Source organism: Amphritea sp. GJ51-11 (assembly GCF_055808735.1).
In genome coordinates, this window is record NZ_CM147881.1 from 137,919 (window position 1) to 161,585 (window position 23,667).

The window sequence follows — 23,667 nt, forward strand, 5'->3', positions numbered from 1 at the left end:
TAACCCGCAACGAGTTGAAGAAAATGACCATGATTAAGTCTAAAGCTGCCATTGCTTGGGGACCAAACCAGCCCCTGTCTATCGAAGAAGTTGATGTTATGCCGCCTCAGGCGGGTGAAGTGCTAGTGCGCATTGTGGCTACCGGTGTTTGTCATACCGATGCGTTTACCCTTTCTGGTGAAGATCCAGAAGGTATTTTCCCGGCGATACTGGGTCATGAAGGTGGCGGTATTGTTGAGCAGGTCGGCGAAGGTGTGACCAGCGTTGCCGTAGGCGATCATGTTATTCCGCTGTACACCCCGGAGTGTGGTGAGTGTAAGTTCTGTAAATCAGGTAAAACTAACCTGTGCCAAAAAATCCGTGAGACCCAAGGCAAAGGGTTGATGCCTGACGGTACCACTCGTTTCTACAAAGATGGTCAGCCAATTTATCACTACATGGGCTGTTCAACATTCTCTGAATATACCGTGCTGCCAGAGATCTCTTTGGCGAAGGTTAATAAAGAAGCGCCATTAGAAGAAGTTTGCCTGTTGGGTTGCGGCGTAACCACCGGTATGGGCGCCGTGATGAATACTGCCAAGGTAGAAGAGGGCGCAACCGTTGCTATCTTTGGTATTGGTGGGATCGGTTTGTCCGCGATTATCGGGGCGACGATGGCGAAAGCTAGCCGTATTATCGCGATCGATATCAACGAATCTAAGTTCGATCTCGCCCGCAAACTGGGTGCTACGGATTGCATCAATCCAAAAGACTATGACAAGCCGATTCAAGACGTGATTGTTGAGCTAACCGATGGTGGTGTGGATTACTCGTTTGAGTGTATCGGTAATGTAAACGTGATGCGTTCGGCGCTGGAATGTTGCCATAAAGGTTGGGGCGAGTCGGTTATCATCGGCGTGGCCGGTGCGGGCCAAGAGATCTCTACCCGTCCGTTCCAACTGGTCACTGGGCGAGTCTGGCGCGGTTCTGCTTTCGGTGGTGTTAAGGGTCGTTCTGAGCTGCCAGAAATTGTTGAGCGCTATATGCAAGGGGAGTTTGCCTTGAATGACTTCATTACTCACACCATGGGTCTGGAAGACATCAATACGGCGTTCGACCTGATGCATGAAGGTAAGAGTATTCGCAGTGTAATTCATTACGATAAGTAACGATCTATGGCCGAGGCTATCGCGGCCATCGCGATAGCCTAAACGGTTGTTGTTAATCGAATCCTAAGGAATTCACCTATGAGTTTAGAACTTGTAAGCCAGACGAAGAGCTTCGGCGGCTGGCATAAGCAGTATAACCATCCTTCAGCAACACTGGGTGTGAGTATGCGCTTTGCGATCTTTCTGCCGCCACAGGCTCAGAGTGGCGAAAAGGTACCGGTACTGTATTGGTTGTCCGGTCTGACCTGCAGTGATGAAAACTTTATGCAGAAGGCTGGTGCGCAGCGGGTTGCTGCCGAGCTTGGTATCGCTATTGTGGCGCCGGACACCAGCCCTCGTGGTGATGATGTCGCTAACGATGATGGCTATGATCTGGGGCAGGGGGCCGGTTTCTATGTTAATGCGACCCAAGCGCCTTGGAACGAACATTACCGGATGTACGATTATATCGTGGATGAGCTGCCTAAACTGATCGAAGCGACTTTTCCGGTATCACAGCAGCGGGCGATCGCTGGCCATTCGATGGGAGGGCACGGTGCGCTGATGATTAGCCTGCGTAATCCCGGACGCTATGCGTCGGTATCAGCGTTTAGTCCTATCAGCAACCCTATGAGTTGCCCTTGGGGGCGTAAAGCTTTTAACGCCTACTTAGGCGACGATGAAAGCAGTTGGGAGCAGTACGATACTACGGTCTTGTTACGTAACCAGCCTGAGCATCTGCCAACACGGGTTGATCAAGGGCTGGCCGATGATTTTCTGACTGAACAATTACAGCCAGAAAAACTTGCGGCCGCTGCAGCTGAATCGGGCTATCCGTTACAGCTAGAGTTGCATGAAGGTTATGACCATAGTTACTACTTTATCGCCAGCTTTATCGAAGCGCAGCTGCGCTTCCATCACCGTTATTTAACGGCACAATAGACGCGATGTAGGTAAGTGCGACGATCTATAGAGGGCCTTCTGGCCCTCTTTTTCGTTGCCTTAGCCCTGTCTAATTGACCAATTTGAAGAGCGGTTCAAGTAAGCCACTGCCCTGTTGATACTGATCAAACAGCAACTTAGCGGACATCGTTAGAGTCACGACCACAACCAGTGGCCGAATCAGTTTAACCCCATGGCTGACGACTAGCTGTGCACCGATTTGACCGCCAGCCAGTTGCCCGGCGGCCATAATAAAGCCTGCCAGCCAGATAATATTGCCGCCGATGGCAAAGAAAATCAGCGCGGCAATATTTGAGGTGAAGTTTAGGATTTTCGTATGGGCTGTCGCGCGGGCCATACTGAAACCTAGCAGAGATACAAAGCCCAACGCAAAAAAGGTGCCGGTGCCGGGTCCGAAGAAACCATCATAGAAGCCGATCGCTGCCGTAAAGACAAAGGCAAACAGGGCATCGCTAACCTTACGTGCTTTTTCGGTATCACCGATCTGCTTGGACAGCATAAAGTATAGGGCGATGAGTACCAGTAACAACGGCATAACCGATGCCAGCAGACTGGTATCGAGCTGCTGTACGATTACTGTGCCTGTGACGGCGCCAACAAAGGTACAGAGAATCATCAGTTTCATCTGTGTCAGGTCGACGAGTTTTTTGCGGACAAAATATAATGAAGCGGCAAAGGTGCCAAAACTACCCTGTAGTTTGTTAGTCGCTAGCGCTTCTACCGGGCTCATGCCCGAGATCAGCAACACCGGCAGGGTAATCATGCCTCCGCCGCCCGCGATTGCGTCAATGACGCCGGCGGCGAGTCCGGTCAAAATAAATAATAAAATGAGTGCTACATCAAGCTCCATAAGCCTATCCTCGTTTGATCAGCGGCACTTTAACAGCTCAGTGGCTCACGGTGATAGCGCTATTTAATCCGAATATGGACTAACCAAAGCCTTATCGAGGAATAGTTCGTCTTAGGTTTATATATCCCACTCTGAGCTAATTGGTGATACTTAAAGCACCTAAGTTGATGTTAAAGTGCATCTTTACCGTTGAATGTAAGGTTAAGCCATTTGTATTGCTTACACTGCTTCATATAAATGCGGCTATTGAAGGCTGCGTAGATGCCGCTTGTTATCCATAGTATTGGGGAGCTAAATGCTGAATGATTGGCTGAAAACCGTTTGCTTGATGCTGAGCGGGGTCAAATTGGCGGGGGTGTTCTCGGTTGCAAGAGGGCTGCCCGAGCTAATCGGCCGTTGGCCTGAGGATAACGAGGACGCTTTGGCGCCTCTCCTCCCCCAAGTTGATCTGGCGGCAAACAGCGATAACCCGGTGATTAGTTATGTTAATGTTAACGGCGATTCAGTCTGTGTTATTAGTAAGCAGTTTATCGGCCCAGACGGCCAGCGGTTGGTCTTTTTAGCCAGTTTTACCGGCGTTGATGTGAATCCGCGGTATCAACTCTCTCTGATCGATTGGAGCTTGGTTTGGTATCAGCTACTGGCTCGCAAAGTGCCGCTCAATGGTGAGTTATCGGCCCACAGTGCTTCGGTTCCCGCTGAGCCGAGGCGATCTCCTTTGTTTCAACGGTTCTACGAATGGCTTAAGTCTTATCCTGCCTACCTGTTGGCGGGATTGGTGTTTGTCATTGTCGCGTTATATCTGCCGGTGGATCAGTCTATTAAGTCGCCGGTAGTGGTTGAAGGCAGTGTGCAACGCTCGATTACCATTCCGGTGGACGGCTTCATTAAAAGTATTGATGTGTTGGCCGGTGATATTGTCAAACAAGGCCAGCTAGTCGCTGCGCTGGATGATGCGGATATTCGTCTACAACTCGATCAGTTATTAAATGATGTGGCGGTGGCTGAGAAGCAACATCGTCAGGCACTGGCGCAACTTAACTACTCCGAAGCACAGCAGTTCTCTCTGCAAGGCGATATCGCCAAGATTGATATTCGGTTATTACAACAAAAACTTGATCGATTAGCGCTGCGAGCCCCGATTACCGGGCAGATTATCAGTGGTGATATGGGACGGGCCATTGGATCGGTTGTGAAGCAGGGGCAAGTGTTGTTTGAAATGGCACCGGTTGGACAGTATCGGCTAGTGTTTGAAGTCGATGAAGGTGATATTCGTTATGTTCGTCAGGGCGATAAAGGCGAGATTTTGTTAACGGGTTTGGGTAATCAGGCTTATCCGGTCATGTTAGATGCCGTGTCGGCTGTTTTTACCGCTCAAGCTGGACAGCGATTTTATCGAGTCGAGGGACATATTGAAGGTGAGATAAGTGCTGACTTGAGGCCGGGGATGAAAGGTGTAGCGGATATTGTGGTCGGGCGAACTCGGCTAGGTTCGCTGCTGTTTGATCCGTTAATTCAATGGTTCAGGTTTAAAAGCTGGCAATGGCTACCATGACGGAGAGGATCATCGGGATAAATGTTGAGGATTGGTGGGCTAAGTTAAAAAACGCCCAGCTAGTCTGTGCACCGGGTGTTAAGTTCAGTCATCGTGTTGATGGGGGAGCCTCTTGGTGGTTGATGCAAAAAGAGGGTTCGGAGCATCAATACCGTATTGATGATCTGACACGTACAGTGCTGCAGCAGTTAAATGGTCGCGTGAGTCTCGAGCAGATCTGGTTGCGTGAGCCCGTCGTGGTTGCTCCAGATATGTTGGCAAAGCAGATTGCTCAGTTGATCGAGTTGGGGCTGGTGATGCCCGTCGCCAATAGCGGAGCCCCCTTTGAAGTCCCGGAGGGGCGTGCGAGGAAAACCTTCAATCCGGTGAGTTTTGTTTTTTTTACCTTTAATCCAAATGCCATCTTGGCGTTCCTGTCGCCGTTGAGTCGCTTGTTTTTTAGTAAAGTGTTTGCCATCGTCTGGTGTTTAGTGATCGGCGTGGGATTACTGTTATGGCTCAATCATCAAACTGAGCTCTATACTTATTTAGCGATGCGAGCGAGCGATCCTGCTTATCTGGTCTGGTTTTGGCTGGTCTATCCATGCTTAAAGGCGGTGCATGAAATTGCCCATGGGCTGGCCGTTTGGAAGGGCGGCGGGCGGGTTAAAAAGGCTGGTTTAATGTTGCTGGTTTTTATGCCGGTACCGTTTGTCGATGCTTCAGATAGTTCTCATTTTAGCGCTAAGCAAACCCGTATGCTGGTGGCCGCGGCTGGGGTGATGGCCGAGCTATTTCTAGCTTCAATTGGATTGATGGTTTGGTGCTTTAGCGAGCAGCCGGTGTTACAAGAGATCGGCTTTGTGGTCGCACTGATCGGGTCGGTATCCACGCTGTTATTTAATGCGAACCCTCTGCTGCGATTCGATGGTTATTATTTTTTCGCTGATTGGATCGAGGTGCCCAACTTAGCGACTCGGGCGCAGCTTTACTTTCGTCAGGGTCTCTTGCGCCGGGTGTTTGGTTTACAAATTGCAAAGCCCTTAGTGTGTCAGCCCCGAGAAAAGATATGGTTGTTGCTTTATGGCCCCGCCGCGCTCTGTTATCGGCTGGTTATTATTCTGGTGATCGTGGCGCTAGTGAGTGATTATTTTTTGTGGCTGGGTGTCTGTATCGCGGTTTGGGCACTTTGGATTCAGTTGTTTAGACCGCTAGGCCGCATCATTTATGATATTTGGCTGAGTGCGCGCACCCAGGGCCGTGTTACACGCTTTAGTACGGTGATGCTAACGGCGGTATTGTTGGTTGTGCTGGTGTTATGTATACCTTTACAAACGACGTTGCTGACGGAAGCGGTGATCGTGTTACCGGAGCAATCACAGGTACGTGTTGTGACGGAAGGGATGGTGAAGCAGTTGCATAACCCCGGCCGTGAGGTTAAGCCAGGTGATTTAATCCTCGCGTTGGAAAACCCTGATTTATTGGCTCGGCGGGACAAAGTCAGTGCTGAACTGAAAATTAAGCAGAACCTGCGTAACTCAGTTTTGTTAGCGGAGCCTCAACGGGCTTCTCTGTTACTAGAGCAGATAGGCTCGTTGCAGAAGGAGCTTAGCCATCTGGATAAAAAGATTGCTGGGCTATCAATCATAGCGTCGGAATCTGGCATGTTGGTTATTGATCGATGGCAGGACCTAGAAGGTCGCTATATTGAGAAGGGAGAATTACTAGGCTTTGTTTATCAGTCGGGGCATTATGAGGTACAGGCGGTTGTGTCTGTCGCTCAGGCTAAACGCTTAAAAAGAGAGGGCGTGACTGCCGAGGTGCGTTTTGCCAGTTATCCTGATCATAGTCTCGCGGTTAAGCAGATTAGGGCGGTGCCTCAGGCGATTACTTACTTGCCAGATGCCGTGCTGGGTTCGGCTCATGGGGGAGATGTTTTAGTTGATATGACCGACGACACTGGTTTGAAAACATTACATCCAATGTTTCAGTTTAATCTGGATTTGGCGATAGCCGGTGAGGCATCGGCTTGGGAAAATATTCTTAATCAGCGTGTGCCAGCAAAAACGGCGCTGGTGAAGTTTACCCATAGTCCGCATAGTTTACTGAGTGAGTTAATTTATCGAGGACGTGAGTTGTTGTTTCAAAAGGCGTTGTAGAGATCACTAGGCTTAACCGTTAAACAACATAATGAAGAGGATGTTTAATTTGAGATCACTGATCAATTTTTTTATCTGTATAGGGGTGTTGCCCTCCTTGGTGATGGCCGAATCGGAGCAACGTGAGCCGTTACCGGCTTTGGATTGCGTTATTAGTCCTTCCAAGAGTATCGACCTGAGTAGTTCGTCACCGGGTGTGCTAACCGAAGTGTTGGTGAAGCGGGGAGAGCGGGTAGCGAAAGGGCAAAATATCGCCCGGCTTGATGATCGAGTCGAGTTAGCGTCGGTTAAGCTGGCTAAAGCACGGGCGGCGATCAGCTCTGATTTAGATGGTGGCTTGATAAACCTTAACTATGATCGTTTGTCTTATGAGCGAATGAATGAAGTCTATCTAACCCATGCCGCTTCCTCGCAGGATAAAGAACAGGCTGAACGTGCAGTTAAGTTATCAACGGCCTCAGTTAAACAGGCGAAAGAGCAGTCGCAGATAAGAGCGTTGGAGCTAAAAAGAGCGAAAGCGTTGCTAGATCAACGTGTTATCACTAGTCCTATTGATGGTGTGGTGCAACGTAATCTTAAGTATCAAGGTGAGTATATTGATGAAGACCCGGTGGTCCGCCTCGTTGCCCTAGACCCTCTGTATATCGAAGCGATGGTGCCTATTCAGTATTTTGGCAAGCTATCGCTTGGTTATTTAGCCGATGTTTATCCTGAGGTTGATGCTCAGCACGCGAGGACTGCTCGAATTATTGCTATCGATCCTGTTGGCGATGTGGGTAGTAGTGCTTTTGGCGTTCAGCTTGAAATGGATAATCCGGAGCTAAAAGTACCGGCTGGGATTAAATGTGACCTTAAATTTACCGATGCGAGCTTGAACGCAGAGCCTGTGAATAACTAAGAATTGTTAGCTCACGGGCTGTTAAACGGTTGTTAGCGAGTGAATATTTCGACGGTTTAAAGGAGAGAACAGAGGAAGACTTTAAAAAACAGTCATCAATATGAGAGATCAAAGGTTGGAGTAGGTCGAATATCTTAGTTATTGTGTATGCCTATGAAAGATATTGTGAGCGCCATGCTTAAATGGTGATCGGCTTGCCACTTAGAGACTAGTGTTGAGAGCCTGCTGGAATTAAAGACTTGTGTTGTTTGATGGTTATGAGGATGCATCTACTGGACTGGAGGCCTGATGTCAGAATCACATATAAGTACTCGCCCAGTAGCTGTGCTATTGTTGGAAAGAGCTGAACCAAGATTGTTGTTATCAGCCGATCCGGTGACGTCTGTACTATCGGTGGCAATGGATTATGCCGATGACATGGATAGCGATAATGGGGTTGATCTTGACCAGCTAGTGATCACTAATTTCCCTGAAAATAGTCCGGCCGATCAGTCGCCACTGACTGAAGTGGATTACCCACAATCCCTATCTCCGGATATAGGCTTAGCAGACCCATTGGGCGGTTTGGGCGAAATAACCACCGTTTCTGAACTGATTATTGTTGATAGTCGGGTTGCCGATGCCGGTACATTACTTGAAAGTATTAGCCCTACCACCCAAAATGCCTTAACGATTTTTATCAATCCAGACCATGACGGTGTTGAGAACATTACCGCCGCCTTAAATGGTTATTCCGGTATTCAGACTATTCACCTGATCAGTCATGGCGATGATGGTGCTCTCCAGTTAGGTAACAGCACATTAAATAGCGATACGTTAAGCCAATACTCCGATCAACTTAGCCTTTGGCAAGAGTCACTAACCGATAGCGCCGATATTCTTATCTACGGTTGTAATGTTGCCCAGTCAGCCGCAGGGGAGGCCTTTGTGCAAGCACTGGCTAGCCTTACGTCGGCGGATATTGCGGCCAGTGATGATTTAACCGGCGATGCTTCGCTCAGCGGTGATTGGCAGCTTGAGTATCAAGTAGGGCAGGTCGACGCGACAACACCTCTTAGCGTAGGTCCGGCGGGGTGGTCTGGAACATTGGCGACCAATGCTTTTTGGTTTTCTACCGACGGCGATGTGGATTTGGATAATGGATTTCAAGCCTTGACTTGGAATGATGCTGAAATTGTTAATTTCCTGCCTGTCCCTATCCCTCAAACGACTATCGGTGGCTTTGGTAGTTCTTCCGGAGGAATCCTCGAGACAACGGGTTTTGATATTGAAAACTTCTCCAATAATACAAATATTGATGCGCTTCATCATGTAGCCCGAGATATTAGTATTGGCACAGAAACTCCGATTGATTTACAGACCGGCGATATCTTACTGTCCATCACTAATGATCAAACCTTAACGGACTCGAATTTAAATAGTCTTGATGTTGATAAAGGCGATATTGTTATTTTCAGGCCAGACAGCCTCGATGACTATAGCGCGGGAACTTTTTCGTTATTGTTTAGCCATCCTTCCGATAAAGATATCACTGGTATTTCGTTGGTTGAAGAAACAACTATTGTGGGCGATACCAGCCTGCCAGCCGGTAGCTTTCTGTTTACCGTGCAAGGTGATGGCAGTAATGATCAGGGAATACATCTATTTACCCCAGGCGATCTGACATCCGGTGCGACAAATGGCACGGTTACAACCTTGATTGACGGCACTGAAAAAAATGCTGCAGGCGATGAGCTATTTAAGGATAAGTTAGTAGGTATTGAGCTGGTTGAAAATGATTACACGATAGGTACTGTCGATTTAACGGCGGGTACGATTTTAATAACCCTTAGCGGCAATAATGGTGTTGCTGCCGATAATGTTGAGTTAGGTGAGCGTCAGGATATCTTTGCCCTGAATGTGTCGCAAACGACCTTAGTGAGTGGGTCTACTGCAGCAACAGTCTCACTATTTTTCGATGGTTCCGATCTCGGTTTAGTTGAAAACAAAGAAAGTCTCGATGCCATTAGCTTTTACGCCGCGCAAGGTAGCACCAACGCGGAGCCAGAGGGCGGGGTAAGCATTAGTGGGACAGCGGTTGAAGACCAAGTTCTCATGGCAGATGTCAGTGCTTTATCAGATGCTGATGGTTTAGGCGCTTTTAGTTATCAGTGGCAGCGTGATGGCGTCACCATTGCAGGCGCCACGGGTAGTCAGTATCGACTAGACGATGTCGATGTTGGCGCGGTTATTAATGTGGTTGTTAGTTACATGGATGGCGGTGATACCCATGAGGTTGTGATTAGCACGGCGACCGCGGTTGTAGGTGCCGTGAACGATTCGATCAGTGGCTTGCCGCAGGTTAATGGTAATCCTCAGGAAGGTCAGATGTTAACGGCGAATACCAGTGGTATTTCCGATGACGATGGTTTAAGTGCCGGCTTCGACTATCAATGGCAGCGTTCCGCCGATGGCACAAATTGGAACGATATTGGCACTGCAACCGGTGTCAGCTATACGCTGGGTAATAGTGATGTCGGGCAGCTTATACGTGTTGTGGTGAGTATCACCGATGATCAAGGTTTTGCTGAAGGGCCTTTATTAAGTAGTGCTGTCGGTACGGTCAGTGGAACAGATGATGGCATCAGTGGGCAACCTGAAATAAACGGTACTGCTGAAGAAGATCAGACGCTGAGTGTTGATACTAGCAGTATCAGTGATCCGGATGGCCTAAATAACAACAGCTTCACCTACCAATGGCAGCGTTCTGCCGACGGTGTGAATTGGAGCGATCTGTCTGGTGCTACTCACGCGACTTACACACTCGATGATGCGGATGTCGGCCATTATCTAAGAGTCGCCGTGAGCATCACCGATGATCAGGGGTTTGCCGAAGGGCCATTAATCAGCAGTGCAACCGACGCCATCAGTGCTGTGAACGATCCTATCGTTGGCCTGCCACTAATTAGCGGCAGCGCCGCGGAGGATCAAATTCTCACTGCCGATACCAGCGGTATCAGTGATGTGGATGGCCTGAGCAATAACTTCAGTTACCAATGGCAGCGTTCCACCGATGGTGTGAACTGGAGTGATCTGACGGGTGCCACCGCGGAGACGTATACCCTCGATGATGCTGACGTCGGTCAATATCTAAGAGTCGCCCTGAGCATCACCGATGATCAGGGCTTTGCTGAAGGGCCATTAATCAGCAGTGCAACCGATGCCATCAGCGCCGTCAACGATCCTAGTGTTGGCCTGCCACTGATCAGCGGCAGCGCCGAAGAAGACCAAACCCTCACTGCCGATACCAGCGGTATCAGTGATGTCGATGGTCTGAATAATAGCTTCACCTACCAATGGCAGCGTTCCGTCGATGGCATAAACTGGAATGATCTCACCGGTGCAACCGATGTGACTTACACATTGGATGATGCCGACGTCGGTCAATATCTAAGAGTCGCCGTGAGCATCACCGATGATCAGGGCTTTGCCGAAGGGCCATTAATCAGCAGTGCAACCGATGCCATCAGCGCCGTGAACGATCCTATCGTTGGCTTGCCACTGATCAGCGGCAGCGCCGAAGAAGACCAAACCCTCACTGCCGATACCAGCGGTATCAGTGATGTGGACGGCTTGAGTAACAGCTTCAGCTACCAATGGCAGCGTTCCACCGATGGTGTGAGCTGGAGTGATCTGACGGGTGCCACCGCGGAGACGTATACCCTCGATGATGCGGATGTCGGCCAATATCTAAGAGTCGCCGTGAGTATCACCGATGATCAGGGCTTTGACGAAGGGCCTTTGGTCAGCAGTGCAACGGCTGCCATCAGTGCCGTGAACGATCCTATCGTTGGCTTACCATTGATCAGCGGCAGCGCTGAAGAAGACCAAGTCCTCACTGTCGATACCAGCGGCATTAGCGATGTCGATGGCTTGAGCAACAGCTTCAGCTACCAATGGCAGCGCTCTGCCGACGGTGTGAATTGGAGCGATCTATCTGGTGCTACTAACGCGACTTACACACTCGATGATGCCGATGTCGACCAGTATCTCCGGGTGGCGGTGAGCATCACCGATGATCAGGGCTTTGCTGAAGGGCCATTAATTAGCAGCGCAACGGCTGCCATCAGTGCCGTGAACGATCCTATTGTTGGCTTGCCATTGATTAGCGGTAGTTCCGCTGAGGATCAAACCCTCAGTGCCGATACCCGCGGCATTAGCGATGTTGATGGCTTGAGCAACAGCTTCACCTACCAATGGCAGCGTTCCGTCGATGGCATAAACTGGAATGATCTCACCGGTGCAACCGATGTGACTTACACATTGGATGATGCCGACGTTGGGCAGTATCTCCGTGTGGCCGTGAGCATCACCGATGATCAGGGCTTTGCCGAAGGGCCGTTGGTCAGCAGTGCAACCGACGCCATCAGTGCCGTCAACGATCCTATTATTGGCTTGCCATTGATCAGCGGCAGCGCCGAAGAAGACCAAACCCTCACAGCCGATACCAGCGGTATCAGTGATGTGGACGGCCTGAGCAACAGCTTTAGTTACCAATGGCAGCGCTCTGCCGACGGTGTGAATTGGAGCGATCTATCTGGTGCTACTAACGCGACTTACACACTCGATGATGTCGATGTCGGTCAATATCTAAGAGTCGCCGTGAGCATCACCGATGACCAAGGCTTCGCTGAAGGGCCATTGGTGAGCAGTGCAACGGCTGCCATTAGTGCCGTGAACGATCCTATCGTTGGCTTGCCATTGATCAGTGGTAGCGCCGCAGAAGACCAAACCCTCACAGCCGATACCAGCGGTATCAGTGATGTGGACGGCCTGAGCAACAGCTTCAGTTACCAATGGCAGCGTTCCGCCGATGGCATAAACTGGAATGATCTCACCGGTGCAACCGATGTGACTTACACATTGGATGATGCCGACGTTGGCCAATATCTAAGAGTCGCCGTGAGCATTACCGATGACCAAGGTTTTGCCGAAGGGTCATTAATCAGTAGTGCGACCGATGCCATCAGTGCCGTCAACGATCCTATTGTTGGCCTGCCACTAATTAGCGGCAGCGCCGAAGAAGACCAAACCCTCACTGCCGATACCAGCGGTATTAGCGATGTGGACGGCTTGAGCAACAGCTTCACCTACCAATGGCAACGTTCCACTGACGGTGTGAGCTGGAATGATCTTACCGGTGCAACCGATGAGACGTATACCCTCGATGATGCCGATGTCGGCCAATATCTCCGTGTGGCCGTGAGCATCACCGATGATCAAGGCTTCGCCGAAGGGCCATTAGTCAGTAGTGCCTCCGGTGCGGTCAGCGCGGTGAATGATCCGATCGTTGGATTACCGTCAGTGAGTGGCAGCGCCGAAGAAGACCAAGTCCTCACTGCCGATACCAGTGGCATCAGTGATGTGGACGGCTTGAGCAACAGCTTCACCTACCAATGGCAGCGTTCCGTCGATGGTGCGAACTGGAATGATCTCACCGGTGCAACCGATGTGACTTACACATTGGATGATGCCGACGTTGGCCAATATCTTCGTGTGGCCGTGAGCATCACCGATGATCAGGGCTTTGCTGAAGGGCCATTAATTAGTAGCGCAACGGCTGCCATCAGCGCCGTGAACGATCCGATCGTTGGCCTGCCACTAATTAGCGGCAGCGCCGAAGAAGACCAAACCCTCACAGCCGATACCAGCGGTATCAGTGATGTGGACGGCCTGAGCAACAGCTTTAGTTACCAATGGCAGCGCTCTGCCGACGGTGTGAATTGGAGCGATCTATCTGGTGCTACTAACGCGACTTACACACTCGATGATGTCGATGTCGGTCAATATCTAAGAGTCGCCGTGAGCATCACCGATGACCAAGGCTTCGCTGAAGGGCCATTGGTGAGCAGTGCAACGGCTGCCATTAGTGCCGTGAACGATCCGATCGTTGGCCTGCCACTAATTAGCGGCAGCGCCGAAGAAGACCAAACCCTCACTGCCGATACCAGCGGCATCAGCGATGTTGATGGCCTGAGCAATAGCTTCAGTTACCAATGGCAGCGTTCCGTCGATAGCATAAACTGGAATGATCTCACCGGTGCAACCGATGTGACTTACACATTGGATGATGCCGACGTCGGTCAATATCTAAGAGTCGCCGTGAGCATCACCGATGACCAAGGCTTCGCTGAAGGGCCATTGGTGAGCAGTGCAACCGATGCCATCAGTGCCGTGAACGATCCTATCGTTGGCTTGCCATTGATCAGCGGCAGCGCTGAAGAAGACCAAGTCCTCACTGCCGATACCAGCGGTATTAGTGATGTGGACGGCCTGAGCAATAACTTCAGTTACCAATGGCAGCGCTCTGCCGACGGTGTGAATTGGAGCGATCTAGCTGGTGCCACTAACGCGACTTACACACTCGATGATGCCGATGTCAGCCAATATCTAAGAGTCGCCCTGAGCATCACCGATGACCAAGGCTTTGCCGAAGGGCCATTAATCAGTAGCGCAACCGATGCCATCAGTGCCGTGAATGATCCGATCGTTGGCCTGCCATTGATCAGCGGCAGCGCCGCAGAGGACCAAGTCCTCACTGCCGATACCAGCGGCATTAGCGATGTTGATGGCCTGAGCAACAGCTTCAGCTACCAATGGCAGCGCTCTGCCGACGGTGTGAATTGGAGCGATCTATCTGGTGCTACTAACGCGACTTACACACTCGATGATGTCGATGTCGGTCAATATCTAAGAGTCGCCCTGAGCATCACCGATGACCAAGGCTTCGCTGAAGGGCCATTGGTGAGCAGTGCAACGGCTGCCATCAGTGCCGTGAACGATCCTATTGTTGGCCTGCCACTAATTAGCGGCAGCGCCGAAGAAGACCAAACCCTCACTGCCGATACCAGCGGTATCAGCGATGTCGATGGCCTGAGTAATAGTTTCAGTTACCAATGGCAGCGTTCCACCGATGGTGTGAACTGGAGTGATCTGACGGGGGCCACCGCGGAGACGTATACCCTCGATGATGCCGATGTTGGCCAGTATCTAAGAGTCGCCGTGAGTATCACCGATGATCAGGGCTTTGACGAAGGGCCATTAATCAGTAGTGCAACCGATGCCATCAGTGCCGTCAACGATCCTATCGTTGGCTTGCCATTGATCAGCGGCAGCGCCGCAGAGGATCAAATTCTCACCGTCGATACCAGTGGTATCAGCGATGTCGATGGCTTGAGCAATAGCTTCACCTACCAATGGCAGCGCTCTGCCGACGGTGTGAATTGGAGCAATCTATCTGGTGCCACTAACGCGACTTACACGCTCGATGATACCGATGTCGGCCAATATCTAAGAGTCGCCGTGAGTATCACCGATGACCAAGGCTTTGACGAAGGGCCGTTAGTCAGCAGTGCAACGGCTGCCATCAGTGCCGTGAACGATCCTATTGTTGGCCTGCCACTAATTAGCGGCAGCGCCGAAGAAGACCAAACCCTCACTGCCGATACCAGCGGTATTAGTGATGTGGACGGCCTGAGCAACAGCTTCACCTACCAATGGCAGCGCTCTGCCGACGGTGTGAACTGGAGTGATCTATCTGGTGCTACTAACGCGACTTACACACTCGATGATGCTGACGTCGGTCAATATCTAAGAGTCGCCCTGAGCATCACCGATGATCAGGGCTTTGCTGAAGGGCCATTAATCAGTAGTGCGACCGATGCCGTTAGTCCTTTTAACCATGAACACACCGGTAGTTTAACGATTAGTGGCAATGTTGCGGTTGGTGAACGGTTGATGCTTGATAATACTCTGGCAGATCCTGATGGAATCAGTGCTATTGCATACCAATGGTATCGCAGTGGTGTGGTGATTAATGGCGCCACCGAACAGAGTTATGTTTTAACCGCGGCTGATGCCGGTAAAGAGATCTATGTGATTGCTCGTTATGTTGATTTACTGGGGCGTGCAGAATCCGTGACGAGTAATCAGGTCTTTTTGAGCGTTCCAGAAGTAGAGAGTGTTGTCGTTGCTATACCGGAGGCCGAACTTGAGGAGAGTGAAGAGGCTCCAGATGTTGCCTCGGGGCCTGCTGATTCAATAAATACACCTGAGCCGGTGGTTGTGGTGATGGAATCGGATAAAGTTATTACGGTCTATGAAACGCCACAATTTATTATTGATACCGCCGATCATGTAAAAGAGCAGCTAGGTGCGAATAAGCTGAATAAAGCCATTGCGCAAGAGATTAATACTCTGCGATTCCAATCGGTTCTCGATACGATGGCCCAACCGTTAACGTTGCATAAATTTGATCAATTTATGGCTGGTATTGACCAGCTTCAGGACGAAGCCGATCAACAACATGCCTTGAATACCATGATGGTTGGTGGATCCATCGCACTGTCTTCTGGTTTGTCTGTTGGCTATGTTATCTGGCTGGCGCGGAGTGGCGTGCTCTTGAGCACTGTATTGACGTCTTTGCCTGCGTGGCGCTTTATTGACCCTCTGCCTATTTTGTCTAAGACCTCAACCAATGAAAGTAATGCCGCAGGTGCTGGGCAAGATGAGGAAACGCTGGGTTCGATGGTCGAAGGAAACGATGAAAGCTCAGATGGTTCAGACGACGAGAGCAAGGATGACGACGATGAAGCGGATAAAGAGGGCCAACCATGATATGGCTTAAGCGATTGTTCTTAGCGAGAAGTACAACCAGTCGTATCGCCGTGGGTCAGGTGAGTATGTTTATCAGTGTGGCACTGATTGCGATTATGTTCGGTATTTTACCGGATTTTTTAGGGACTCGGTTTAAGGATCGTGTGGCGTTAGCGGAAGCGATTGCGGCAAACAGTTCGATGTTGATCACTCAGACCGACGTGATACGGCTGGAGTCAGTATTAACGTTGGTGGTGGAGCGTAATGCCGAGATTTTGTCCGCTGGTGTTCGTAGTGCATCGCAGCGATTGGTTGCAGAGGTTGGGGATCATCGGGATGCATGGCTGACGAATAGTGCAGATCGGCAAGTGGATGAACAGATGAGCGTACCTATTTTTGCGGGCAATCAGCAATGGGGCGCGTTAGAGCTTCGTTTTAAACCGCTCTATGGGCAGGGCATTATTGGTTTTTATCAGCGTCCAACAGTACAGTTCTTGCTATTTTGCTCCGTTATTCTGTTTTTGTTGTATAGCCTCTATTTACGCAAGATGTTGAAGCAACTAGATCCATCCCAAGCGATACCGGACCGAGTCCGCTCTGCTCTCGATACTATGGCAGAAGGGTTAATTGTTCTCGATAGAAAATTCCAGGTGGTGTTAGCGAATAAGGCATTTTCTGACCTATTAGGTCGTTCAGCAACGTCATTGATGGGTTATGAAGTGCGTCGCCTACCTTGGCGTCGAGGCGATAGCTCGACCTCGGCTGATTTCCCTTGGCAAACCGCGCTGACCAGTGGCGAAACGGTGATGAACAAGACTGTGCGTCTCGAGCTGGAGGATGGGGTGCGAACCTTTATGGTTAACTGCTCGCCGGTGTTGGCCGATAAAGGTAAACCAAGCGGCGTTTTGGTGAGCTTTGATGATATTACCGAACTAGAAGAAAAAGAGATTGAGCTGCGTCGCTCTAAAGAGGAAGCCGAGGCGGCAAACCAAGCAAAAAGTGATTTTCTGGCGAATATGAGTCATGAAATACGCACGCCGATGAACGCGATTCTTGGCTTTACTGAGGCTTTACGGCGTGGCTATGGCAAGGATGAGCAAAGTAACGACCATTATCTGAGTACCATCTTAGTCAATGGTGAGCATCTATTGAATTTAGTGAATGATATTCTTGATCTGTCCAAGGTGGAGGCTGGTCGCTTAGAAGTCGAGTCTACAAGATGTAAGCCTTACCAGATTATTAAAGAGGTTATTCAGGTGTTGTCGGTTAAGGCGGCAGAGAAAGGTGTTGAACTTAAATATACTCCCCAAGGTAGCATTCCCGAAACATTACTCAGTGATGCGGGTCGTTTACGCCAGATAGTGACTAATTTGATTGGCAATGCGATTAAGTTCACGCAACAGGGAAGTATCGTTGTTTATACTCGTATGAGTAAAGACCATAAGCGATTGATTATTGAGGTTGCAGATACCGGTATTGGTATGACCGAAGCGCAAGTGGCGACGGTCTTTGATCCTTTTGTCCAGGCAGATGCGTCAATTACTCGTCGATTTGGCGGCACAGGGCTTGGCTTAGCCATTAGTAAGAAGTTTGCAGCGGCCATGCATGGCGATATTTACGCAACCAGTAAAGAGGGCGCGGGAAGTCAGTTCTTTTTTGAAATGGAGATCAAGACCGAAGGCCCTGTGGCGTTAATTGGTGCGCCTGCGATACAAAATTGGCAAGATCAGTTAAGTGTGGCAGAGGGCGCGCGATGGGTATTCCCTGCAGCTCGTATATTAGTTGTGGATGATGGGGCCGAAAACAGAGAATTAATCAGTCTTGTCTTACAAGAACAGGGGCTGCATACTGATGAAGCAGCGGATGGAATAGAGGCGTTGTCGCTCATTGAATCACACTCTTATGATCTGATTTTGATGGATGTACAGATGCCGCGTATGGATGGTTATACGGCCGTGAAGGCTATTCGTGCACAGGGTAGTAAGGTACCGGTCATTGCGTTAACGGCCCATGCGATGAAAGGTATCGAGCAGCAATGCCATGCTGCGGGTTACTCGGGATATATGAGTAAGCCCATCAGTATTGATAAATTATTATTGCTGCTGGTTAAAGAACTCGGGGCAGTGAAACAAACTGATACCGTCGTTAAAACGGCAGGGGACGAGGTTATCTACGTCGATCAACAGGAAATACTATCAGTCACTTCGCCTTTAAATAGTTTGAGTCCGCTCTATTCAGAGCTGCCTTTGAGTAATCCTAAGTTTGCACCAATTATTGAGCATTTTATTGTTCGTTTGAATGACGTTTTTCGCTTGATGCAGGCCACTTTTCAGCAGCAGGATTATTCGGCTTTAGGTCGTCATGCTCATTGGATGAAAGGATCGGCAGGTTCTGTTGGTTTCCCAAAGTTAACGGACCTTGCTCGACAGCTTGAGCGCGCGTTGGTGGATGTTAATGAGGCGGAAATTGAGTTGCTGCTGGCGGAAATGGAAAACCTCGTGGCGCGTATTAATGTAGCCGGCCCTCGGCCGGTTGACGCCGAGGCAATGGCGCCTAAAGATAGCTCAGTGGCGAATGCGCGTTGGCCCGTGCCGGATCAAGTAACCTCCGAGCTTGCTGCTAATAGTGATAAATTTAGAGCGATAGTTGAAAAATTTGTAGATAAGTTGGGGTTTAAAATTCAAGCGATGGAGGATGCCGTTGAGGCGGCTGATTTTGACGCGTTACAACAGGATGCCCATTGGTTGAAAGGGGCGGGTGGTTCAGTTGGCTTCGATATATTTACTGATATATCCAGTGCTTTAGAAAAAGCCGCCGGTGCACAAGATCGTGCTGAATGTAGCACCTTGCTTAAGGTTATAAATCAAATTAATCGCAGGATTAAGATTTGAATATTCTGCAGCCCGAGACGTTAATATGAATGTGTTAAAGGATAATAACGCACTCATTATGATGGTTGATGACGAGCCCATCATGATGGAAATTGTTCAGGCTCACTTGGAAGAGGCCGGATATTCGCGTTTTATTAGTATCGATGACTCAAAACAAGCATTTGATGTGTTGAATCATCGACGGCCGGATATTTTATTTCTTGATCTGGTGATGCCCGACGTCAGTGGTTTTGATCTGCTCGAGCGGATAAGAGCCCATGAAGAATTTACCTATCTGCCGGTTATTATTCTGACCTCATCTACGGATTCTTTTTCTAAGTTAAAAGCCTTAGAGCTAGGGGCCACCGATTTCTTAGCGAAACCGGTTGATGCCAGTGAGCTGAAACTTCGGTTGCGCAATACTCTGACATTGAAAGCTTATGTTGATCAACTTTCGAGTTTTGACGCGCTCACTGATTTCGCTAATCGGAAGTCGCTGAGTGAAAAAATGGTTTGGGCGTTGAAGTTTGATCAGTTAAATGAGAATAAAACAGCCTTGTTAAGCATCGGTTTAGACCGCTTTGGCCAGGTGAATGAATCCTTTGGTATACAGTGTGGTGATTCGTTGTTACGTCAGGTGGCGCAGCGGATTAAGTCGGTGGTGGACAGCCGGAACAACTTATTCGGTGTTCATAGCCAAGAGACCGAAATTTACCCCGCACGGCTTTCCGGTGATGAGTTTGGTGTGTTAGTTCCTTCGATTAAGGAGCGTAACCATGCCGCATCAATCGCTAGGCAGATTATTAAAGAGATCTCCAAGCCCTTTGATATTAATGGCAATGAGCTTTTTATTAATGCACGTATTGGTATCACGGTGGCGCCTGATGATGGCATGTTGAGCGATGAGCTTATTAACACGGCCAGTACGGCGATGCGCCAAGGGAAAACCGAGAGTGTTGAAACGGTGCGTTTTTATTCGCAAACCGATAGCGCAGAGCTGAAAGAGAAAATTGAACTTGAAACGGCGTTACACAAGGCCCTCGAAAATAACGAATTATTGTTACATTATCAGCCTAAGATTGATCTGCGAACTCGACGGGTAACCAGTGCCGAGGCGCTGGTACGCTGGCAACACCCAGAAAAAGGTATGATCTCCCCCGTGGTGTTTATTCCGTTGGCGGAAGAAAGCGGCTTAATTCTCGATATCGGTGATTGGGTGCTTAATGAAGCTTGCCGTCAGGCCCAGGAATGGGAGTCTTCGGGACTTGGCAGTATCGGTGTATCCGTGAATGTCTCGAGTCAGCAGTTTAAAGAGGTAAATTACCGACAGCATGTGAAAGCGGCCCTGCTTAAATCAGGGTTATCTCCCTCTTTATTGATGTTGGAGTTAACAGAGAGTCTTGCGCTGCAGAATGTCGAAGCCAATGTGGAATTATTAACCAGCTTGAAAATGCTGGGTGTCGGCCTATCGATCGATGACTTCGGTACCGGTTTCTCGTCCTTGAGCTATTTGAAACGCTTTCCTTTGGATGAACTTAAGGTCGATCGATCTTTTATCTCGGGGATTCCTGAGAGCGAAGATGAGGTGCAGATCGTGTTAGCCATCATTGCATTGGCAAAAGCGTTACGTTTGACTGTGACAATCGAAGGGGTCGAGACGGAAGCGCAGATGAAGCTTCTTCAAGGCACCCAGAGCGATCTTATTCAGGGGTTCTATTTTAGTAAGGCGCTTTCAGTCGCTGACTTCAGGGCGTTCGTTGAGCAATTTAACCGTTAGTCGCGTACTTACCTTTTTAGCGTCTGGTATTGCCCTAGCCTAACGCTTAGATAATGTATACGGTCGCAAATTTCCTCGGGGCGCTTTGCTTAATTGGTATTGTTTCTTCGGTGTCGTTTCTGCAAGGCTATAGGTTTCCTACACACTTGTACTCCCTTGTATCATTAGCCAATGATCTCCTTCGTTTTTAGAGTGTTTGGGGTGTTCAATACCGGCTATGTTGAGTGGTATGTCTTAATGGGGACAAGCGTTGTTTTCGATAGCAGAAACCGGAGCAGTTGCTCCGGTTGTGTTGGCTGGGAATTGTTAGGATTTCATCCGCGCACCGCTCGGGTCATAAAAGGGCCGTAAAGAGGCATCGGCACTAAAGCGTTGTTTCGCTACTTCAATTTCAAACTGAGCGTTTTTAAGGCGTTCGGCATTTAACGAGGGCACATCCACGTAGCCCATTCCGATAGCCCCACTAACACTATGACCATACATCCCAGAGGTTAGGTAGCCAACAATGTCGCCATTCATAACGATGGGTTCATTGTGATACAGCAGCGGTTCTGGATCCTGTAAGCGGAACTGCACCATACGTCGATCGGGTAAACCGGCCATTTTGGCGTTGAGAAAGGCATCACGGCCGATAAAGTCACCACTATCGGGGCTGGCGGCGAAGCTCAGGCCTGCTTGCAGTAGATTATCTTCAGAGCCGATATCATGGCCCCAATGGCGAAATCCTTTTTCAAGCCGCAGGCTGTTAACGGCGTGTAGGCCGACATTACATAGCTCATAGGCGGCTCCGGCTTGCTGCAGAGCATGGAAAAAGGCCGTTGCTTGGAGGGCCGGGACGAAAATCTCCCAACCTAGCTCGCCGACATAGGAGAGTCGTTGTATCCAGACATCAATGCCGGCGACCTGGGCAAAACGGCCAGTCCCGAACAGAAAGCTATCAACGCCGAGGTCAGTTTCGGCGATCTGTTCCAGCAAGACACGTGCATTAGGGCCTTGCACGGATAGGCAAGCATAGTTAGCGCTGATATCCCGTAACTGCACATTGCCTTTTAAGTTTTTCTTCAGGTGCCACCAATCGCGATAAAAAGAGCCAATGCCGGTGGTGATCATGAAACGATCATCGGCCTGCTTGGACACGGTCACATCCGCCTCGATTCCGCCGCGAGGGTTAAGCCATTGGGTATAGATGAGTGAGCCGACCGGTTGCGCAATATTACCGGCGCAGATCCACTGTAAGGCTTGTTCGGCATCTGGGCCAGAAACTTCAAATTTGCCGAATGAGGAGATATCGTAAACGCCGACATTCTGCCGTACCGCCAAATGTTCCGCTTGATAGAACTTAAACCAGTCTTGACGTTTATAGCTGTAATGGTATTCGGCTTTTGCGCCGTGCCGGGCAAACCAGTTGGGGCGCTCAAAACCGCCCACTTCTCCGAAGCATGCACCTTGTTCCAGCAGTGTCTGGTGCAGTGGTGACTGGAGCTTATTGCGCCCTGTTTCATATTGGTAGAAGGGCCAATGCATCGCATAAGTGTGGCCTAAAGCTTCGGGAATCCGTGTTTCAATATAGGCTTGCTCACGTTGAACCGGATTGTGTCGACGCACGTCACACTCCCAGACATCGCCCGATGGATAGCCATCAATAATCCAGTCGGCCATTAGTTTGCCTAATCCGCCGCCGGCTCCGATGCCCTTGGAGTTAAGACCGCAGGCAACGAAAAAGTTATCCACTTCCGGCGTTGGGCCCAGCAGGTGTAGATTATCCGGGGTGAAGCTTTCTGGGCCGTTAAAGAAGGTACGGATACCGGTTTGTTCCAGTTGCGGGAAAGTTTCCATGCTGTTGAGTAGGTATTCTTCGATATGATCAAAATCGCAGGGAAACTCATCGAAGCAGAAGTCTTCGGCGATGCGAGTCATAGGACAGCCTCGAGCATTATGCTCGAACCAGCCAATCAGCATCTTGCCGGCATCTTCTTTAAAGTAGATGCCTTTATCAAAATCCCTCAGTACAGGGCGGCGGCTGAGCTGGTCCATCTCTTCGGTGACCACATAGAAGTGCTCACAGGCGTATAGCGGCAGATCGACGCCTATTTTAGCGGCGATATCACGGGACCAGAGACCTCCGGCAAGAATAACCTGATCGGCTTTAATCGTGCCTTGCTCCGTTTGCACCCCCACCGCGCGCCCATCTTCAACCAGTATCTCTTCTACTTTTACGTTTTCGAGCACCTTAGCGCCGCCCATGCGGGCCCCTTTAGCCAGCGCCATGGTGGTGTCGACAGGGTTAGTCTGCCCATCTTTTTCAATATATAGGCTGCCAAGCACGCCTTCGGTATCGATACCGGGGTACAGCTCAACGAGGCGCTGATTATCAATCATTTCGGATTCCACACCAAAGACGCTGGCCATCGATGAGGTTCGCTGTAACTCTTCTAAGCGTTCAGGGGTTCGGGCGATCGACAGACTACCGATCCGTTTATAGCCAGTGGCTTGACCGGTTTCGGCTTCCAGTGAGGCATAGAGTTCATGGCTGTATTTAGCGAGGTTAGTCAGTTCCGGTGTTTGCCAGAGCATGCTCACTAGCCCCGCCGCATGCCAGGTAGTGCCGCAGGTAAGCTGTTTACGTTCGAGCACCACTACATCGGTGACTCCCCGTTTGGTGAGGTGGTAGGCGATTGAGCAGCCAACAATACCGCCACCGATAATAACGACCTGTGCACGGGATGGTAGTGGTTTTTTTGCTTCCATCGTTGAATCCTTATCTAAAGAGGTAACCGCGCAGTTTCTCGGTGTGGGCCTAGCCTAAGTCTGCCACACCGACCGCCATGATTGATTATGAGAAGCTAGATGTTGGA

10 protein-coding genes are annotated in these 23,667 nt (G+C 49.8%); 8 read left to right on the plus strand and 2 right to left on the minus strand.

Translation table 11 applies throughout. The annotated features are described in order from the left end of the window. Positions 1–23 precede the first annotated feature (23 nt). Positions 24–1,148, plus strand: coding sequence for an S-(hydroxymethyl)glutathione dehydrogenase/class III alcohol dehydrogenase (locus AC0L4K_RS00645; RefSeq protein WP_473267880.1), 1,125 nt, complete (start codon positions 24–26; stop codon positions 1,146–1,148). A gap of 78 nt (positions 1,149–1,226) precedes the next feature. Further along, positions 1,227–2,069, plus strand: coding sequence for an S-formylglutathione hydrolase (gene fghA, locus AC0L4K_RS00650; RefSeq protein WP_473267881.1), 843 nt, complete (start codon positions 1,227–1,229; stop codon positions 2,067–2,069). 70 nt (positions 2,070–2,139) lie between these two features. Here fghA and AC0L4K_RS00655 read toward each other — a convergent pair whose 3' ends face one another. Further along, complete coding sequence (locus tag AC0L4K_RS00655; RefSeq protein ID WP_473267882.1) at positions 2,140–2,940, minus strand: TSUP family transporter; 801 nt, start codon at positions 2,938–2,940, stop codon at positions 2,140–2,142. A gap of 295 nt (positions 2,941–3,235) precedes the next feature. On the opposite strand from AC0L4K_RS00655, the gene AC0L4K_RS00660 reads away from it, so the two are divergent. From AC0L4K_RS00660 to AC0L4K_RS00685, 6 genes are all read left to right on the plus strand, one after another. Next, positions 3,236–4,495: an efflux RND transporter periplasmic adaptor subunit gene (locus tag AC0L4K_RS00660; protein WP_473267883.1), complete on the plus strand. Its 1,260-nt coding sequence runs from the start codon at positions 3,236–3,238 to the stop codon at positions 4,493–4,495. Further along, on the plus strand, positions 4,492–6,633 hold the full coding sequence (locus AC0L4K_RS00665) for a hypothetical protein (protein WP_473267884.1): 2,142 nt from the start codon (positions 4,492–4,494) through the stop codon (positions 6,631–6,633). Before AC0L4K_RS00660 ends, AC0L4K_RS00665 begins: the two co-directional genes overlap by 4 nt. Positions 6,634–6,682: 49 nt before the next feature. Beyond that, positions 6,683–7,531 carry an efflux RND transporter periplasmic adaptor subunit gene (locus AC0L4K_RS00670; RefSeq protein ID WP_473267885.1) on the plus strand — a complete coding sequence of 283 codons (849 nt, stop codon included), beginning with the start codon at positions 6,683–6,685 and terminating at the stop codon, positions 7,529–7,531. 288 nt (positions 7,532–7,819) lie between these two features. Further along, entirely contained in the window at positions 7,820–16,186 is an 8,367-nt protein-coding gene (locus AC0L4K_RS00675; RefSeq protein WP_473267886.1) for a DUF4347 domain-containing protein, read from the plus strand. Further along, the gene (locus tag AC0L4K_RS00680) at positions 16,183–19,056 is read left to right on the plus strand and encodes a response regulator (protein ID WP_473267888.1); all 2,874 of its coding nucleotides are present in this window, start codon (positions 16,183–16,185) and stop codon (positions 19,054–19,056) included. The genes AC0L4K_RS00675 and AC0L4K_RS00680 overlap by 4 nt, the downstream gene beginning before the upstream one ends. Before the next feature lie 25 nt (positions 19,057–19,081). Further along, positions 19,082–20,812: a putative bifunctional diguanylate cyclase/phosphodiesterase gene (locus AC0L4K_RS00685; RefSeq protein ID WP_417227848.1), complete on the plus strand. Its 1,731-nt coding sequence runs from the start codon at positions 19,082–19,084 to the stop codon at positions 20,810–20,812. A 306-nt stretch (positions 20,813–21,118) separates the two neighbouring features. Here AC0L4K_RS00685 and AC0L4K_RS00690 read toward each other — a convergent pair whose 3' ends face one another. After that, positions 21,119–23,560, minus strand: coding sequence for a GcvT family protein (locus AC0L4K_RS00690; protein WP_473267889.1), 2,442 nt, complete (start codon positions 23,558–23,560; stop codon positions 21,119–21,121). Positions 23,561–23,667 lie beyond the last annotated feature (107 nt).

Coding starts and splice junctions, on each gene's coding strand:
- AC0L4K_RS00645 (WP_473267880.1), top strand. CDS start 24: ATGACCATGATTAAGTCTAAAGCTGCCATTGCTTGGGGACCAAACCAG.
- fghA (WP_473267881.1), top strand. CDS start 1,227: ATGAGTTTAGAACTTGTAAGCCAGACGAAGAGCTTCGGCGGCTGGCAT.
- AC0L4K_RS00655 (WP_473267882.1), bottom strand. CDS start 2,940: ATGGAGCTTGATGTAGCACTCATTTTATTATTTATTTTGACCGGACTC.
- AC0L4K_RS00660 (WP_473267883.1), top strand. CDS start 3,236: ATGCTGAATGATTGGCTGAAAACCGTTTGCTTGATGCTGAGCGGGGTC.
- AC0L4K_RS00665 (WP_473267884.1), top strand. CDS start 4,492: ATGACGGAGAGGATCATCGGGATAAATGTTGAGGATTGGTGGGCTAAG.
- AC0L4K_RS00675 (WP_473267886.1), top strand. CDS start 7,820: ATGTCAGAATCACATATAAGTACTCGCCCAGTAGCTGTGCTATTGTTG.
- AC0L4K_RS00680 (WP_473267888.1), top strand. CDS start 16,183: ATGATATGGCTTAAGCGATTGTTCTTAGCGAGAAGTACAACCAGTCGT.
- AC0L4K_RS00685 (WP_417227848.1), top strand. CDS start 19,082: ATGAATGTGTTAAAGGATAATAACGCACTCATTATGATGGTTGATGAC.
- AC0L4K_RS00690 (WP_473267889.1), bottom strand. CDS start 23,560: ATGGAAGCAAAAAAACCACTACCATCCCGTGCACAGGTCGTTATTATC.